This window comes from Natronolimnobius sp. AArcel1, assembly GCF_011043775.1.
In the GTDB taxonomy this organism is placed as follows: domain Archaea; phylum Halobacteriota; class Halobacteria; order Halobacteriales; family Natrialbaceae; genus Natronolimnobius.
In genome coordinates, this window is the sequence record NZ_JAAKXY010000001.1 from 197,154 (window position 1) to 213,914 (window position 16,761).

Here is a 16,761-nt window from a genome sequence, read left to right on the forward strand (position 1 = left end):
CTACAGTCCGTTTTTTGCGCATTGCTCTTCGAGAATAGCATCGCCCCTCCGTTCGGTTACAATCGACTCGAGACGAGAACGGAGCGATTACACCGATTCGTACGGCCCTAACCGCGTTCCATCGAGGAGATACGCCTCACCGCCCGCGAGCCCATCGGGCAAAAACGGCGAGAGAAACGACTGTTCTGCGAGATTGACCCACGTTCCACCCACAAGGTCGTTAAACGCCGGCAGGACCACCAGTCGCGGCGGTTCCGCACTCGAGTCCGTGAGCCACGAAACGTCCTCGTAGCTGCCATGCTCGCGAAACGGCGTCGGATCGACGCGCCCGCGAAGCCACGCGCGTTCGACGCGACTCCCGCCGACTTCGTCCTCGAGTCGCACGCAAGGGTGTTCGTGGCCGAGACAGAGCACGTCACACTCGAGCACGTCGGCTGCGGGCCAGGTGTGGCCGTGACAGACGCCGACGCCGTCGAGAGCGATGCCGTCGCCGGAGACGACGCTGACACTCGCGCTGGGAGCACCAGCTACCGCATCACCGTCGGCTCCGAACCACGTCTCGAGATTGCCATCGTGGTTCCCCTTGATGACTGTGACGTCAATAGTCGATGGAAGCGACTCGAGTACCACCTCGAGTTCGCCGCGTTCGGCTCCGCCGGGGTCGCCAATCGAGTGCATCAGATCGCCGAGGACAACGAGTCGGTCGGCTGCGGTTTGCTCGCAGAGTGAGAGCAGTCGCTCTCGGCGGTCGGAGGCCTTACTTGGAACGTCGACGCCGCGTTCGTATCGCAGTCCGGCCTCGTAGCCGGCGTGGTAGTCCGCGACGAGCAGCGCGCGCTCGCCGTCAACTGTGGCGGTCGCGGCTGGCTCGCCGGGCACGGGTTCGACGCGGACGCGACGCCCTCGAGTCATCGTCGGCGATTAGATCGGCTTCAGCGAGTCGTCGTTCGGTTCGTAACACTGTCCGCCCATGAGCGCGTCCTGAATGGCGTCTTCGACCTCGTCCTCGGAGACGCCGATGTCGCTCGCGACGGTCTCGACGAGTTCCGAGCGGTCGGCACCGTCGCCGTCGTCCAGGTCGCCCATGGTGTCGATGACGTAGTCCTGTAGGTCGACGTCTTCGGCGGGCTCGTCTGCCTCGTCCGCAGCTACTGGCTCATCTGCCTCGTCGTCGGCTGTGTCGTCCTCGTCTCCCGACGCCTCGGCAGGCTCGCTGTCAGCGTCCGATTCATCGGAGTCGCTGGACTCTGCGGTCTCGAGGCCGGATTCCGGCGGTGCACCGATGTCGTCAGTGTCAGTCGCGGGTTCGTCGTCCGCAACAACGTCTGCCGGCTCACTCTCGTCGACAGCGTCAGCCGACTCATCCTCGGTGTCCATATCGACTTCAACGTCAATACCAGCCTCGCCGGGTTCTTGGACCTCTGAGCCGGTCGTAAACTCCGCGCCGAACTGTTCCTCGAGTTGCTCGCGCTCGTCGTCGTCCATCTCGTACATGCCGGTGTCTTCGGCGTCGAAGTTCTCGAGGTCGTTGTCGCTGCTGTCCACTTCGGCGTCTGCGGCGTCGTCAGAGTCGGCTGCAGCGTCCGTTTCGTCGAACGTTGTCGTCGTCTCCGCTGCCGACTCGTCTTCGGCCTCGGCATCAGCTGCAGTATCGGTGTCCGTCTCGGTCGGCTCGGACTCGAGTGAGGATTTGGACTCAGTCTCGGTCGGCTCGGACTCGACCTCAATCTCAGTTTCCGCTTCGGCAGCAGTCGCAGTCTCAGACTCGGCACTCGCTTCCGAGTCAGCCGCCTCTGCGGATTCGTCGACATCGACATCGACGGATTCTGTACTCGAGTCGGGCGTTCCTGTCGCCGTTCCCGCTGCCGACGAGGCGTCGAGAGCGTCAGTCACAACAGCATCGTCTTCGTCCGAGACTGCAGCAGTCGGAGTCGATACTGTCGATTCGGCTGGTATTGCCGTCTCGAGCGCCTCGAGATCGAGACTCGAGAGCGCCGAAAGCGACTCGAACGTCGCGTCGTCGGAGCCGGGTGCTGGCTGATCCGGTTGGGCGTCGAACGACCCGACCTGATCGCGCTCGCCGGCGACGACTGCGACGGCCTCCTCCGCGCAGTCGCGCAGGGCGGCGAGATACGCAGGGGTCGTTCCATAGCCGTCCTGTGCGAGTGGAATTCCCGCCGCGAGGCCAGGTTCGATATCAGCCTCGAGCAAGGCATCGGTCAACTCGTCGCCGCTTGCGTCAACGTCGGCTGCAGCGGCGTAGGTTCCGATCCGCTCGAGCGTCTGCTCGGCCGCGCTGACGACCCAGCGGTCGCGGGTGTCGGCGTCGACCGTTGCGATGCTTTCGGGTCGGATCGACGTGTAGACGCGATCCGAATCATCGGGCTGGAACGTCCGGGCTTTGCCGGTGACCGCAACGAACGCGGGCGGCTCGAGGGACTCGAGCGTGGCGAGTGCGTCGGGCTGATACTGGCCTGCGTAGACGACGAACGCGCCCGTCGGGTCGACGATACGGGCGCGAAGCATCTCGTCGTTGACCGCCGTGATTTCGGTCAGCGTCCCGACGGCGAACAGGCGGTTGATTCGCGCGCCTGTCGGGGCGATGACGTAGTTTGGGGCACGCTCTTCGTCGCTTTCAGTGTGAGACACAGAGGCGTCGTCGTACTCCGTTGCAAAGAGCCGGTAGGCGACTTCGCGTCCCGGAATTACCTCATCCTCGTCGGTTGCGCTCATGCGTCCACCTCCTCGAGTTCGCCAGCAGTGTCATCGATCCCCTCGAGGAACGCACTCGCACGCGTCTCGGGGTCGTCGTCGCTCTCGGCGAAGGATTCGGCATCGAGATTCGCGCCGTACTCATCGACCGAGAGGTGCCCGCGGACACGGTACTCGCGGCCGACGATCTCCTCGCGGATCGTGTCGGCGACGACCTCCTGATCCATCGCCTCGCGGGCGGCCTCGAGCGCATCGTCCAAGGTGCCGCCGTAGACGTCTTCGGTGATTTCGTCGTCCAGCACGGCGGTGACGGTGCCGGTGCCGTCGTCAACGATTGCCTTAACGCGCAGGTCGTCGATGCCGTCAACGCTGCCGTGGGTTCGACACTGGCCTTTCTGGATGACGCGATAGCATTCGGGACAGCGCTGGATGAGCCCCGAGCCGTCGCGGACGGCGATGACGTTGCCGACGACTTCCACGTCGTAGACGCCGCCCGTGCGGACGGCCTCGCCGACAGCCATCGTCGTCGTATCTGCGCCGACGTCGATTTCGCGCTCGAGGGCGGAGACTGTCGAGAACTTCGAGACGTTGACTTCGGGAACGCCGCGGAACTCCTGGACGTAGGCGTTTTCGATGCGGACCGTCCCACCTTCTTCGATCTCCGGGGCAGGGTCCCAGTTCGTAAACGGCAGGCGGCCGCTCTCGTCGCCGAAGACGCCGCTCAGGATGTCCGTTTCGCCGTCGCGGCCATCGATTGTCCGGCGCTCGCACTCCACAACGGAGACTTCGACGGTTGCCGCGCGGTCGCCCGTCTCGAGGTCGGCGAGGTCGGCGTCGCCGCCGATTTCGTGGGGCACCTCGAGTCCGTCTTCATCGAACGAGATGGACGTGCTCTCGCCGAGGTTGAGTTCGGGTTCGCCGTCCCACTCGCGGACGTTCGCGTTGCCCGCGGTGATGGTATCGCCCGGCGAGAGACCGAAGTCTTCCCACGAGGTGTAATCGACGGTGCCGGTCTCGTCTGCGAGGCGGCCCTCGACGATGACGTGATCGTCGCCCTGGTAGCGGATCGAGCGCTTGCCAGCGGAGAGGACGACGCCCGTGACAGTCACGCTGCTGTCGTCGGGCGTGATGTCGGCGATGTCCTTGGCCGACGGCGCTCCGCCGCCGCCACTACTCCCGTCGCCGTACTTCCGGCGAAGGCTCTGCTTGGCTTCGTCGATTGGCACGCTGTACTCCACTAAGTTCTGCAGGTCGGCTATGACCTCCTCTTTGTCGACACCGAGGTCGGAGGCAAGATCCTCGGCATGATTCTCGAGTTCCATTCGTCCGTAATTGGCGTGGTGGATTTATAAGCGTTCCCGCGAGACGCGCCCTGTGAGCGGGTGATGAGTTACCGACCCGGCGCTCCCAGTCACCGGGAATGGTGGTCCCGTCTTAGGTCCCTGCAGGTCGATGTACTCGTATGGCCCTCGCTTCCGATTCGGACCACGAGCACCCGACGCAGTTCCCGCGCCCACCAACGCGGATTACCGATCAGGCGGATCGCTCGATCAGCATCGACACCCACGCCGACGACCCAGAGCCACTGGTCGCAATGTACGAACGCTTCGACGAGGAGTCACGCGCACAGGGACTCCCGCCACGCCAGGAGCCGCGAATCCGTGACTGGGTGAGCCTGCTGCTCGAGGACGGCTACAACGTCGTGGCTCGTCACGGCGACGACGTGGTCGGTCACGCGGCACTGGTTCCTCACGATGACACGTCGGAACTCGCGATTTTCGTCCATCCAGACTACCAGTCGGCGGGGATCGGTACGCACCTCATTCGCGGGCTCCTCGGGCACGGCCAGTCCCGCGGACTGACCCACGTCTGGCTCTCCGTGGCCCGCACGAACCGGATCGCGATGAATCTCTACCGATCCGCTGGCTTCGAGACGACGCTGCGCGAGCGCGGCGAGTACGAAATGGCCCGCTCGATCTGAGCGGATTCGAGTTCGAACTCGAGGGTCACCCCGTTTTACCACCGTGCACTGTGTGTTTTGCGTATGGACGCCGCTCACTCGAGAACCAGCCACCCGTTTCGCTTCGCGTACGATCCGGCGACGATTCGCGTCGGAACCACCTGCGTCGCCGACCTCGCAGACGAACTCGAGCGCCAGAACAGCGAGCGCGCGCTGGTCGTCTGTGGCTCGACGGTCGGGAACACGCCTGCCGTAATCGACCCCGTCCGCGAGGGCCTCGGCGACCGGCTCGCAGGCGTGTTCGACGAGACGACGCCCGAGAAACGGCTCGGAACGGCGTTCGACGGCCTCGATCGCCTCGAGTCAGGAGACGCCGATGCGCTCGTGAGCCTCGGCGGGGGTAGCAGTCTGGACGTCGCGAAGGTGATCAGCGTGCTCGCGGCGAGTGACCGCTCGCACGAAGACGTCGCCGCGGAGTTCGCCGAAACGGGAACGATCTCCGTGCCGGATGAGAATCACATCTCCATCATCGCGATTCCGACGACCCTCGCCGGAGCCGACCTCTCGCAGGGTGCTGGCGTGACGGCCGCACCGGACTCGAGTCCGGTCGATGCAGAACAGGGCGGCGGCATTAGCGATCCAGGGCTGATGCCCGATGCGGTGTTCTACGACCCGGAACTCGTCTCGACGACGCCGGACGGCGTGCTCGCGGGCTCGGCGATGAACGGCTTCGACAAGGGCCTCGAGACGCTCTATGCCGCGAACCGAACGCCGATTACCGACGCCACGGCCAGACACGGCCTCGAGAACTTCGCGGACGGACTCCGCGCCTTTGGCGACGGCACGCGCAATCTCGAGACATTCGAGGCGCTGCTCGAGGGCGTGCTCCTCGTCCAGTACGGGATCTCGCGACCGGGTGGAACGACGCTCTCGATTATCCATGCGTTCGGCCACGCACTCACGCGAACGGACGACGTACAACAGGGCGAAGCGCACGCAATCGTCGCGCCTCACGTCCTCGAGTACCTATTTGAGCAGGACGGCGTCGACGCCCGTGTGGGACTGCTCGCGAACGCGCTTGGGGTTGACAACGCAGTGGATCAGGGCGCTGCCGTCGTCGAAGCGGTGACGACGATCCGCGATGGCCTCGAGTTACCGTCACAACTGCGGGCTGTCGACGGCCCCCAGCCTGCGGAGTTCACCGCGGTCGCTGAGGACGTTCTCGCGGACCGATTCATGGAAAACGCGCCACCGGGCCTCGAGCCGACGGTCGCGGAGATCGAAGACGTACTCGAGGCGGCGTGGTGAGCGCACTGATCAGGACTCGACCCGTTCTGGTAGCTCGACCTCGACGCCACGACGTGCCGGCTCGAGGCCGCGATGAAACGGCGAGACGAGCCTGAGCAGCGAAATGACGATGATCGTCACGCCAGTCATACAGAGTGCCACGACGAGTGCCCCGGTGGCCGGCAGGAACTCGAGTGCGGAAATCCCGAGGCCGCCACTGAACAACGTAAAGAGCGTCAACCCGCCGATGTCTTTCTCCAGAAGGGACTTGACAATCGGTTCTCGGTAATACACGGCGTAGGCGTAGCCACACCAGAGCCCTGCTGCAGCGGCCAGCCAGGCGGTGGTCGCCTGTGGCCAGGCAAATCCGTCGCGACCGGTGACGAACCAGAGCGCAACGGGGAGCGTGACGAGGAGTGCAACGAGTTCACCCCGACGACCCGTCGGCGTCGTCCACTCACCCTCTTCGTCACGAACCCACTCGAGGAGGCCGGAGGCCATTGACATGTCTACAATAGCTGTCGATGATAGTCAACATTACTCTCAGTAGCTAACAGGTTTCGGCTGTCATTACTGGTTGCAGCTTCTGCGAAGCACCAGCAGGTGCCGCCGCAAGCACGGGCTATACGTCCCCGGAAGACCCCGTTTGAGACAAGATGCCTGCTGAAATGCGTGCCTTCCAGATCGAAGAGTACGGCGATCCGGACGTCTTCGAGGCGGCGACTGTCGACGTTCCAGAACCCGGCCCCGACGAGATCCGCGTCGAAGTCGTGGCCTCGAGCGTCAACCCGGTTGACTACAAGATTCGTCGCGGAGACATTCCAGATTTCACCCCCGAGTTCCCGGCGACGCTGCACTGTGACATTGCCGGCGTGGTCGATGCGGTCGGCGAGGATGTCGATGCGTTCGAGGCGGGCGACGAAGTCTACGGCATGCCCGGCGGCGCGGGTCGACAGGGCACACTCGCTGACTATGCTGTCGGCCACGCAGGTACGTTTGCACACGCCCCCGACTCGATTCCGCTCGCAGACAGCGCCGCGCTCCCAATCGTCGCACTCACCGCGTGGGAGATGCTCGCCGACAAAACGACGGTCGACATCGGCGACGAGGTACTGGTCTATGGCGCAAGCGGCGGCGTCGGCCACATCGGCGTCCAACTCGCCGACTGGTTCGGTGCGAACGTCACCGCGACCGCCTCGAGCGAGCAAAAGCGCGACCTCGCCACCGACCTCGGAGCCGATGCAACCGTCGACTACACCGACACCGCAGTCGAGGAATACGTCGCCGAACACGCCACCGGCGACGGCTTCGATACTGTCTTTGATCCTGTCGGCGACGGCCACCTCGAGACCGCGTTCGAGGCAGTCCGGCCGTTTGGGACCGTCGTGACGACTGAATCCAGCGCCGCGCAGGACCTCGATCTCGCGCCGATGCACGGCAACTCGCTTGAGTTAGGCGTCGTGCTCGTGATCCTCCCAGTACTGCTAGGTGACCGCCAGGAGCGCATCGGCGACGAACTCGAGACCATCGCAACGCTGGTCGACAAGGGTGCGCTCGAGCCCCACATCGACGGTCGGTACGCCTTCGAGGAGGTTGCAGACGCCCACAGTCACGCGGAAGAAGGTGATTTCGTCGGCAAGCTGTTGCTGGTCGCCGAGTGAGATACGGCGGCGTCAGCAATCGATTGGCGCCCCGTCTTCGGGCTCGCCGCCGTGTTCGTCGACGCGGTAGGTCGCTGTCTCGGAGACAAAGTAGTACGCCACTGCTTCGCCGTCGCCGTGGAACTCCTCGGTCACCAGCGACACATCGATGGCGTCCCCCTCATGCTCGAGAACAACAGTCTCTTGCTCGCTCCCACGACCATCGATTTCGAACGCCTCGAGGAACCCGTCACGAATTGCGTTGTACTCATCGAAATCGGCGTGGAGAGTTGTTTCCTCGCCGGAATCAACAACCTCAGAAAGCACCCGTCGAAACTCCGCAAGGTCGGCGAACGGTTCGCTGTCGGACGCTGGCGCGTCCGCTGGGGGATCAGACGATCCGGGTTGGAGCGTGATCTCGAGGATGTCCACGCCGGGAACTATCCAGTGTGACTCAACCTCGAGTTCGGTGTACTCGTGGTTGTATCGCTCACTCGAGACAACCGAGGCGTCGATCGATGGAGGATCCTCGTCGTCGAAGACGTTGCGCTCGAGGTACGAACCCTCACAGTCTTCGATTTCAGACGCAGAGCTGTCCGGCGATCTGGAGATTGTCGACAGACATCCAGCAAGCCCAGCGGCACACCCACATATCGCGACAAGGGCTGCTCGCCGCTTCATAGCTCGAGTCAGTTTGACCGGCGTATAGGTTTTCTGGACGGCGTCTGATACGGATTGCTGTACCGATTTCCCGGTGCAACCGCCGCCCGCGTCGCGGTTGCGCCGGAAATGACGGACAGTAAACCCTATGAGTGTCGAGTTAGCCTACGTTTCGAACCCGTCCTCGACGTACGACGGCCGTTCTGCGTACTCGATTGGGTCTCTCACGCCGACGTTCTGAAACGCCTGCAGGCGGAACGCGCAGGCATCGCAGGTGCCACAGGCTGGCTCGTTCTCGCGGTAACAGCTCCAGGTGTGTTCGTAGGGCACCTCGAGGTCGACCCCGTGTGCCGCGATGTCGGTCTTTGACCACTCGACGAACGGCGCTTCGATTGCGATGTCGGTTTCGGGTTTCGTCCCCACGTCGACGACGGACTCGAACGCCTCGAAGAAGGCGAGGCGGCAGTCAGGATAGCCTGAGAAGTCCTCGCTGTGTGCGCCGATGAAGACAGCCTCGCAGTCGTTGGCCTCGGCGTAGGAGACTGCCATCGAGAGCAGGTTCGCATTTCTGAACGGAACATACGAGGTGGGAATCTCGTCGCTCTCCAGATCCGCGTCCGCGACGGCTAACTCGTCGTCGGTCAGACTCGAGGCCCCGATTGCTGCGAGGTGGCCCGTTTCGATCTGCAGGAAGTCTGTGGCGTCGATTTCCTCAGCGAGTCGGCGCGCACACTCGAGTTCGCGATCCTCGGTTCGCTGGCCGTAGGACGTATGGAGGGCGTACACCTCGTACCCCCGCTCGCGGGCCTCGGAGGCGGCAGTGGCGCTGTCCATGCCGCCCGAGAGGAGAACAACGGCGCGCTTGTCTTGGGGTCGGTCAGCAGACGATTCACTGTCGTCGGTGGTGTCGGTGGTATCGGCTTCGGTGGTCATGGTCGGGTAGTCTGTAGTCGTGTCAGCAGTCTACGTTTCGGGCGCGTCGTTCCAGAGATCGACGTGCAGGCGCGGCGTGTAGCGAAAGCCGTACTCGAGGGCAAGCTCCGCGGTTCGATTGCGCGTCTCCGCGAGGCGTTCTCGGGTCGCGCCCTCGGGCATCAGGAGGACGTTCTGATCGGGAATGGCCACGTCAGCAGCGTCGCGGAGATCCGCGAGCAACTCGAGAATCTCGTCCATATCGGCCTCGTCTGTGACGACGAACTTCAACTGAAAGTTGTAGTGTTCGACGAGCGCGGCTAGTGCCTCGAGGTCGATTCGGTCGTCCTCGTGGCGTTGTGCCCACTCGCCCCCGCCCTTGCTCCCGTTCGCGCTCGCGCCCCCGCCGTCCGGATCGCGCGCCGGCGTCGGCGTGCTGCTCTTGAGTTTCGGGCTGATCGAGGCGAGATCGATCGGAGCGTCGCGATAGATCGTCCCGTTCGTCTCGACGGTCGTATGGTAGCCCCGGTCATCGAGGGCCTCGAGCAGGGCGACGCTCTCTTCGTGCAACAGCGGTTCGCCGCCGGTAAGGACGACGTGCTCGACGTCGTGGGACTCGATTTCGGCGATGATGTCCTCGAGTTCCAGCCAGGCGTGGGTTGGCTCCCAGGAGGTGTGATAGGAGTCACAGAACCAACAGCGGAGGTTACAGCCGCTCGTGCGGACGAACACGGACGGGACGCCAGCGAGCGTTCCCTCGCCTTGCAGAGAGGCAAACAGTTCGTTGATAGGGAGTGCGGGGCCGTCGATATCGGCTGTCGCTGTATCTTCCATATCGACATCGACGGAATCGGAAACCGGCATTCAGAACCGACTGCCTCCACAGAGTTCGCTCGTTTCGGTAACCTGTACTGCAACGTCGGTGACTGTCTTGGGCAGCGCGTCCTCGAGTTTTCGCTCGAGGACGACGCTCATCACCTCGGCGGTTGGTGGCTGCTCGAGGACGATGAGGCTGTCTGCGTCGCCGGCCGCCTCGAACGCCTCGATCAGCGGATCACCGGCCTCGAGTAGGAACATGTGATCCCACTCGTCGATTACTGCAGTAATATCGCCTTTGTCGGCGATCCATCCCTCTGCGGTGAGTTCGCCCGTGAGCGCGACGGTGACCTCGTAGTTGTGGCCGTGGGGTCGCGAGCACTTGCCGTCGTGATGCAACAGTCGATGCCCTGCACTGATTCGGATTGGCCGGTCTCGCCCAATATGGAGGACGCGTTCGGTGCCGATGACCTGCGTGTCGGTCGCCTCTGCATCTGTGGCATGGCCGACGGGGCCCAACGAGTTAGACATACCTTGGTATTCTCGAGAGAATACTTAAGGATGATCGTTACTGGCGGACAATCAGTAGGCGATGTGCTGTGCTGGCGAGCAGACGACGTGCTGCCCGTATCAGTTCAGACGCGTTTCGCCAGAAATCAGACGCTCGAACGGCTGATTCGCTCGCGAACACCTTGCGAACGAGCCAATCCGCTATCGCTGCCAGTCCACTTCCGACTGCGACCTCGAAATGCCGTTGTGGCCCCACCCACATCGACCTGCAACTGCAACCGTCCCCCATCCCACACCAGAACGTTCGTGAGTTGTGTTTCTGTCAGTTACTCCCCAAGTTGATCCTGGATCTGATTCTTTGCCTCGGTGCGGCGTTTCTGTGAGAACGCCGGGCGCTCCGAAGAGAAGTCGACCTCGAGTTCGTCGACCGTTCGGCGGTAGATGTTCGTTCGTCGCCCCTTCTCTGAGAGCTGTCGCCCCTCACAGGTCAACAAGCCCGCATCGACCAGTTCCTCGATACGGCGATAGCAGGTCGCGATGGGGATTTCGATATCCTCACTCAGCGCTTGCGCTGATTTTGGCGTGCCTGCTGCACAGAGGATTTCGGCACTGTATTTGTTCCCGAGTGCCGAGAGAACCGCGGGTGAATTTCGGTCTGTCTGTTTCGTCCGGTGCGAAGACATAAGTGAACAATATCTAATTACACGAATTGAATCTTATGGTTATAGCGAGTGTTGTTTTATACGTACTCCCTCTCGAGGCGAGATTACGAATTGACGAGCCAGAGATGTTGCCAGGCTGTCGTGTGTGCCAACGTAGACCTCTCTCGAGGTAATTTTTGTTTTTGTTCCCTCCGCCTTTGGGCATTATACAAGCACGAAAACACGCTATTAGCCATCCGGTCGACTGGTTGTTTCACCGGACAGACTATCAAATCACGAGAATTGTATATATACTCACACGTCGACTAGTATACTGGGTGTTACCATGAACACAGTAACCACTACATCTGATGCTGAGCAGATCCAGACTGAGTGGCGAACGCTCGCCATTGCCGGCGGTTTGATCGCGATTGCTGGCCTGCTTGCGCTCGTCGCGCCGTTTGCGACCGGCATCGCGCTTACATACGTCCTTGGGGCGCTGTTGGTCGTCGGCGGGATCATCCACGCCGGTCACGCTTTCACGGTCGGCGACTGGACCGGACGGTTCTGGCAACTCGCGCTCGCGGTCGTCTCGGTCATCGCAGGAATCATCCTGCTCGTGAACCCCATGGTTGGACTCGTGAGTCTGACGCTGCTGGTCATCGCATACTTGGTCGTTGATGGCGCGGCCGAACTCTGGATGAGTATCCGCATGTCCGGTGAATCTGGTCGTGGCTGGATCGCCGCAAGCGGCGTCGTCTCGCTCGTCTTGGCGGCGTTCCTCTGGGCAGGCTTCCCCGTCGACGCAACGTGGCTCATCGGCGCTGTCGTCGGTGTCGCGCTGCTCATGACCGGGTTCTCGATGATCGCGGTCGCCTACAGCGGGCGCCGCATCGACGAAGACGATGTGACGCCACCCGCAGCCGAACCGCGACGTGCCTAATCTCTTTTATTTTCATAGTGCGTTTCAAGAGTCACCACCGCGCTCCGCAACCGCGTCAAACTCCCCACCAAGCGCTGCGGCCGTCGTGGCCCGCTCGAGAACGTGTGCTGGATCGATCGTCACGTCCGCGCCCAACTCCGCGATGTCTGCCCGTCGCTCGCGGGCGACGAGCGCAATAAGACGGACAGTCGAGTCAAGTCGCCGAGCAGCGAGGACAGTGTAGGGCGTCTCCTCGGCGTCAGTCGCAACGACGATTGCGGTGAGGTCAGTCGGTGTTGCCTGCTCAAGCACTTTGTCGTCGGTCGGATCACCAACTGTCACGTCGATGTCGTCGGCCTCGAGTTGGGTTGCCCACCCCTCATCGGTTGTGACGACGGTGAGAGCACCCTGCCTCGAGAGCGAGGAGATGAGTTGGTTTCCGGGTGTGGACGTGCCGATCAGGAGGAACTGCTCGCCATTTGTCGGGCGCTCGGCGTTCGTGGCTCGAGCACCGGCGCGCGTGAAGTACGATTGTAGAGAGGGGCCGATAAGCGAGCCAGCAATCGCAGCGACGCTTGCGGGGCCGAGTAACACAAGCGAGATGGCAAACAGCCGTCCGGCGTCGGTGCTTGCGTGGATATCGCCGTAGCCGACAGTGCTCGCCGTAACGAGCGTGAAATACAGGCCGTCGATAAGCGAGTCGACGCCCTCGAAATCGGCTCTGAGGACGTACGAGCCGATGGTTCCATAGCAGACGACGCTGCCGACTGCAAGCACCGCACCGATCTGTGACTCCGTCAGCGTAATCGAGCGCGTAAACGGCGTTTCGGAACGCCAGCGAACGAGTAATGCGGTGACGACGAGAGAGAGCACAACGAGTGGAATCGACAGGAGCCGCGTTTGGACGATGCCGTGTGTCGCCGCGAGAACGACCAAAACGATTGCAGCAAGATACGCAACCCGAAAGCCACGGCGCATTCCCCAACTGGCTCCGAGAAGCGCAAAGCCGACGAGCACACCGCTGAATCCGGTCGCGGTTGCGAGTGTCGGTGTGTGAAAGCCAGTCTCGAACGTGGGGTCTGTACTCATCGCTGCGAGCCCCGTCGCAATGGAGACGAACGCAACGGCGGTGACGAGGACCACGGCGAGGTGGACAATTCGGCTGCGCTGGCCGGAGACGTGAGCCATACTCGAGCAACCACGTCGATGATAAAGAAAGCAGAGTGGCAATCTCCGTAGATACCGTTTTGAGGGCCACTCCCTAACTCCCGGCTATGAATGTCGCGGTCGTCACCGTCGGAGACGAACTACTAGCCGGGCGAACCACGGACACGAACGCCACCTGGCTCTGTGAGCGCCTCGCCGACCGTGGGGCGACAGTCGAACGCGTCACAACCGTCCCGGATCGTATCGCAGATATCGCACGTGTCGTCAACGAGTACCGCGCTGAGTACGATGCCGTCATCGTCACCGGCGGCCTCGGGCCAACTCACGACGATGTGACTATGGAAGGCATCGCCGCCGCGCTCGGGCGCTCACTCGAGGAGCACGAGGATGCACTTGCCTGGCTCGAGGAGGACGGTTACTCGCGTGCAGCGTTGACTGAGGGCACAGCGCACCTCCCGGAAGGCGCGCGAGCCCTTCACAACGAGGCTGGCGTCGCACCGGGAGCAGCACTCGAGGGCGTGTATGTTCTTCCTGGTGTCCCGACGGAGATGCGGGCGATGTTCGAGTCGATCAAATCGGAGTTTTCAGGGACCCCCACGCATGTCGTAGAAGTCGTGGCTGACGAACCCGAAAGTGCGTTACTCGACCGCCTTGAAGAGGTACGGGAGCGATTCGACGTCTCTGTCGGGAGCTATCCTGGCGAGTCCGTTCGACTCACAGTTGAAAGCACCGATGAGGAGACAGCCGAGGCTGCAGCCTCGTGGCTTCGCGAGCACGTTGAGACGCGATAGCGCGGTCTGCTATCCTACCGATAGAGGTACGCGAGCCAGACGAACGTCACGATGAGAGCCAGTGCCAGCGTCCCCCAGCCGGCAATATCCATTGGCAGTGTCGTCTCGAGTACGGCGTGTGTCAGTGCGGTCATACTCGGCGGTCCGTTCTGGGACCTCTTAATGGTTCATACTGCCGGCCAAAACGAGTCACAGCGTTTCGATCGAATGGGTGGTCGAAACGCTGTACTGATTGTTGGCCGGTCGTATCTGAAAACTGGCCGAACCGACGACACACCGAGGCACCTTTTTGCGTGCTGTCCGTGATTTCGGTATGGACGTGGGCGTCGTCGTCAACCCAATTGCAGGTATGGGCGGCCGGGTCGGCCTGAAAGGCACCGACGGCAAACTCGAGGAGGCACGCGAACGCGGCGCAGAGCCACGCGCACCGGCTCGAGCCCGAGAAGCACTCGAGTCACTCGCTCGACACGCACCCGAGTGTACGCTCTACACTGTCGCCGGTATGATGGGCGAGGATGTTGCTCGAGCCGCTGGATTTGACCCACAGATCATCACCACTGGCGATGGAGCGACTGACACAGCACCGATGGACGAAGATGGAGCAGAACTGGAGACGTCCGCTGAGGACACGCAAAACGCCGTCCGCGCGTTTCTCGAGCAGGGCGTCGATCTCGTACTGTTCGTCGGCGGCGACGGCACGGCAGTCGACGTTGCAGACGTCCTCGAGACGCTCGAGGGAGCCGAGACGGGAATCGATGACAGCGATCGAACGCCGATGCTCGGTGTACCCGCAGGCGTCAAAATCTATTCATCCGTCTTCGCTGTCACGCCCGCCGACGCAGGGCGGGTCGCCGCGGAGTTCGAGCGCGTCGAGTTTCGCGAGGTCAACGACATCGACGAAGACGCCTATCGCGAGGGAACCGTTCGAAGTGAGCTTCGAGCAATCGTTCCCGTCCCTGTCGCCCCCGCACTGCAATCGAGCAAACAGCTTGCAAGCGGGAGCGTCGACTCCCTCGCAGCCGGATTCGCCCGTGAGATCGAATCGGATCGCATCTACATCTTCGGTCCCGGCAGCACCGTCGGCGCAATCGAAACCGAACTCGAGATCGACCCATCGCCCCTCGGTATCGACGTCTGGTACGACGGCGATCTGCTTGCTCGCGACGCAGCAGAAGCCGATATCCTCGAGGCCCTCGCAGAACGGGACGCCGACGTCACAATCGTCGTCTCGCCAATCGGCGGGCAGGGATTCATTTTCGGTCGTGGGAACCACCAGCTTTCGCCAGCCGTCCTCGAGCACGCAGATGAGATCGAGGTCGTCGCGTCGGAGGCGAAACTCGACGGTATCGACGCGTTGCACGTTGATACGGACGACAAATCGATTGACGAGGACCTTTGCGGCTGGATTCGCGTCCGAACGGGGCGATTTACGACGCGTCTTATTCAGGTCGTCTAGAATTATCATCTCCGAAGCGATACTCGAGCAGTTTCGCCCGGTTTGACGCGAGAATCACGTCACGAGTGGCTGCGGCCGTCGCTATTGTCGAATTATATAAGGTCTGCTGGAATTGTGGGGAATCACCCAAGCATATAACGACGGCACTGTGATATAATGGCAATATAGTCAAGATTAAGGTTGAGTGTTGCATACGAAGGTGTATGGAAACCCGGAAAGTGCAGCGTCTCGGCCCATCGACACTCGCGATGACGCTTCCCGCGGAGTGGGCGTCCGAGCACAATGTCGAGAAAGGCGACGAGGTCTCGCTGCGAACCAGTGGCAAGGGAACGCTGACGGTGATGCCCGAATCTGCAAGTTCTGAAGAAACTGAGGCGATTATCCACGCTGACGATCTCAATGCCGACGCCGTCGAGCGAGCAATCGTCGCCCAGTACGTCCTTGGCCGCCGCGTCATCCGTATCGAACGCGAAGAGGGCGCGCTCTCGTCCGATCACATCAACGCCGTCTACCAGGCAGAAACCCAACTCATGGGACTTGGCGTGATCGAAGAAACGCCCGAAAGCATCTCTATTCGCTGCTCGGTCGACCCTGAGGACTTCACCCTCGACAACCTGCTCGAGCGCCTCGAGCGAACCGGCCAGACGATGCGTGGTGAGGGGATCAAAGCCCTTGCACACGGCAATCCCGACCTCGCACAGCGAGCGCTCAACCGCGAGCGCCAAGCCAACAAAATCTTCGTGTTGCTCTTGCGGCTGATCTTTACGGCCTACCAGAACCCGAATCTCGCACGTGCCGTCGATCTCGACAGTGGCTTCCCATTGATCGGCTACCGATCCATCGCGAAGAACCTCGAGTTGACGGCGGACAACGGTGAGGATATTGCAGAGATCGTTATCGAAGCCGAAGATCACGATATCGACGTCGACAGTTCCGTGATGCGCGACATTCGTGAGATGAACGATCTCGTCGATGAGATTACAACCATCTCGGTCGAAGCAGCCGTCGAACGCGATTACGACAAATCGAATCGCGTCCGCGAACTGTTTCACGAAATCTCCGACCGCGAAGACGAAATCCTCGACGGACTTCCCGAGATGCCGAACAAGGACCTGCTTCGCGTTCGAGAGGTCCTCGTCAGCCTCGAGCAGACTGCACAGTACGCGATGCGAAACGCCGAAATTGCGGCGAACCTGGCACTAAACGAAGAGTCAGATCATACAACGATCAAATAATCGCCGACTCGACTCGAGGAGCAAAGCGACTACCCTGATCGGTTCGATTCTC

At 62.0% G+C, this 16,761-nt stretch carries 17 protein-coding genes; 7 read left to right on the forward strand and 10 right to left on the reverse strand.

Going from position 1 to position 16,761, the window contains the following annotated elements; all coding sequences use genetic code 11:
- Positions 1–87 precede the first annotated feature (87 nt).
- From G6M89_RS00970 to G6M89_RS00980, 3 genes are read right to left on the reverse strand one after another with little or no spacing between them, the layout of a single operon-like run.
- Positions 88–912 carry a metallophosphoesterase gene (locus G6M89_RS00970; RefSeq protein WP_165159935.1) on the reverse strand — a complete coding sequence of 275 codons (825 nt, stop codon included), beginning with the start codon at positions 910–912 and terminating at the stop codon, positions 88–90.
- 9 nt (positions 913–921) lie between these two features.
- Positions 922–2,733 (reverse strand): RPA family protein, encoded by a 1,812-nt coding sequence (locus G6M89_RS00975; protein ID WP_165159936.1) that lies wholly within the window; start codon positions 2,731–2,733, stop codon positions 922–924.
- Positions 2,730–4,034 carry a Single-stranded DNA binding protein gene (locus G6M89_RS00980; protein WP_165159937.1) on the reverse strand — a complete coding sequence of 435 codons (1,305 nt, stop codon included), beginning with the start codon at positions 4,032–4,034 and terminating at the stop codon, positions 2,730–2,732. The genes G6M89_RS00975 and G6M89_RS00980 overlap by 4 nt, the downstream gene beginning before the upstream one ends.
- 140 nt (positions 4,035–4,174) lie before the next feature.
- Here G6M89_RS00980 and G6M89_RS00985 point away from each other — a divergent pair, with 140 nt between their 5' ends.
- Positions 4,175–4,693 (forward strand): GNAT family N-acetyltransferase, encoded by a 519-nt coding sequence (locus G6M89_RS00985; RefSeq protein ID WP_165159938.1) that lies wholly within the window; start codon positions 4,175–4,177, stop codon positions 4,691–4,693.
- Positions 4,694–4,756: 63 nt separating this feature from the next.
- Positions 4,757–5,980, forward strand: coding sequence for an iron-containing alcohol dehydrogenase family protein (locus G6M89_RS00990; RefSeq protein WP_165159939.1), 1,224 nt, complete (start codon positions 4,757–4,759; stop codon positions 5,978–5,980).
- 9 nt (positions 5,981–5,989) lie between these two features.
- Here G6M89_RS00990 and G6M89_RS00995 read toward each other — a convergent pair whose 3' ends face one another.
- Entirely contained in the window at positions 5,990–6,466 is a 477-nt protein-coding gene (locus G6M89_RS00995) for a hypothetical protein (RefSeq protein WP_165159940.1), read from the reverse strand.
- Positions 6,467–6,615: 149 nt separating this feature from the next.
- On the opposite strand from G6M89_RS00995, the gene G6M89_RS01000 reads away from it, so the two are divergent.
- Positions 6,616–7,620, forward strand: coding sequence for a zinc-binding dehydrogenase (locus G6M89_RS01000; protein WP_165159941.1), 1,005 nt, complete (start codon positions 6,616–6,618; stop codon positions 7,618–7,620).
- A 12-nt stretch (positions 7,621–7,632) separates the two neighbouring features.
- On the opposite strand, the gene G6M89_RS01005 is transcribed toward G6M89_RS01000, so the two are convergent.
- From G6M89_RS01005 to G6M89_RS01025, 5 genes are all read right to left on the reverse strand, one after another.
- The gene (locus G6M89_RS01005; protein ID WP_165159942.1) at positions 7,633–8,280 is read right to left on the reverse strand and encodes a hypothetical protein; all 648 of its coding nucleotides are present in this window, start codon (positions 8,278–8,280) and stop codon (positions 7,633–7,635) included.
- Between the two features lie 144 nt (positions 8,281–8,424).
- On the reverse strand, positions 8,425–9,192 hold the full coding sequence (gene queC, locus G6M89_RS01010) for a 7-cyano-7-deazaguanine synthase QueC (protein ID WP_165159943.1): 768 nt from the start codon (positions 9,190–9,192) through the stop codon (positions 8,425–8,427).
- Between the two features lie 30 nt (positions 9,193–9,222).
- Positions 9,223–10,035, reverse strand: coding sequence for a 7-carboxy-7-deazaguanine synthase QueE (locus G6M89_RS01015; RefSeq protein WP_165159944.1), 813 nt, complete (start codon positions 10,033–10,035; stop codon positions 9,223–9,225).
- Positions 10,036–10,518, reverse strand: coding sequence for a 6-pyruvoyl tetrahydropterin synthase family protein (locus G6M89_RS01020; protein WP_165159945.1), 483 nt, complete (start codon positions 10,516–10,518; stop codon positions 10,036–10,038).
- Positions 10,519–10,823: 305 nt separating this feature from the next.
- Positions 10,824–11,180 (reverse strand): helix-turn-helix domain-containing protein, encoded by a 357-nt coding sequence (locus G6M89_RS01025; protein WP_165159946.1) that lies wholly within the window; start codon positions 11,178–11,180, stop codon positions 10,824–10,826.
- Between the two features lie 304 nt (positions 11,181–11,484).
- Here G6M89_RS01025 and G6M89_RS01030 point away from each other — a divergent pair, with 304 nt between their 5' ends.
- Positions 11,485–12,081 carry an HdeD family acid-resistance protein gene (locus G6M89_RS01030; RefSeq protein WP_165159947.1) on the forward strand — a complete coding sequence of 199 codons (597 nt, stop codon included), beginning with the start codon at positions 11,485–11,487 and terminating at the stop codon, positions 12,079–12,081.
- Positions 12,082–12,105: 24 nt separating this feature from the next.
- Here G6M89_RS01030 and G6M89_RS01035 read toward each other — a convergent pair whose 3' ends face one another.
- Entirely contained in the window at positions 12,106–13,248 is a 1,143-nt protein-coding gene (locus tag G6M89_RS01035; protein ID WP_165159948.1) for an NAD-binding protein, read from the reverse strand.
- A gap of 86 nt (positions 13,249–13,334) precedes the next feature.
- On the opposite strand from G6M89_RS01035, the gene G6M89_RS01040 reads away from it, so the two are divergent.
- The 3 genes from G6M89_RS01040 (at position 13,335) to G6M89_RS01050 (ending at position 16,709) form a co-directional block, all read left to right on the forward strand.
- The gene (locus G6M89_RS01040; RefSeq protein WP_165159949.1) at positions 13,335–14,018 is read left to right on the forward strand and encodes a molybdopterin-binding protein; all 684 of its coding nucleotides are present in this window, start codon (positions 13,335–13,337) and stop codon (positions 14,016–14,018) included.
- Between the two features lie 313 nt (positions 14,019–14,331).
- The gene (locus G6M89_RS01045; RefSeq protein ID WP_165159950.1) at positions 14,332–15,474 is read left to right on the forward strand and encodes an ATP-NAD kinase family protein; all 1,143 of its coding nucleotides are present in this window, start codon (positions 14,332–14,334) and stop codon (positions 15,472–15,474) included.
- A gap of 203 nt (positions 15,475–15,677) precedes the next feature.
- Positions 15,678–16,709 carry a phosphate uptake regulator PhoU gene (locus G6M89_RS01050; protein ID WP_165159951.1) on the forward strand — a complete coding sequence of 344 codons (1,032 nt, stop codon included), beginning with the start codon at positions 15,678–15,680 and terminating at the stop codon, positions 16,707–16,709.
- Positions 16,710–16,761 lie beyond the last annotated feature (52 nt).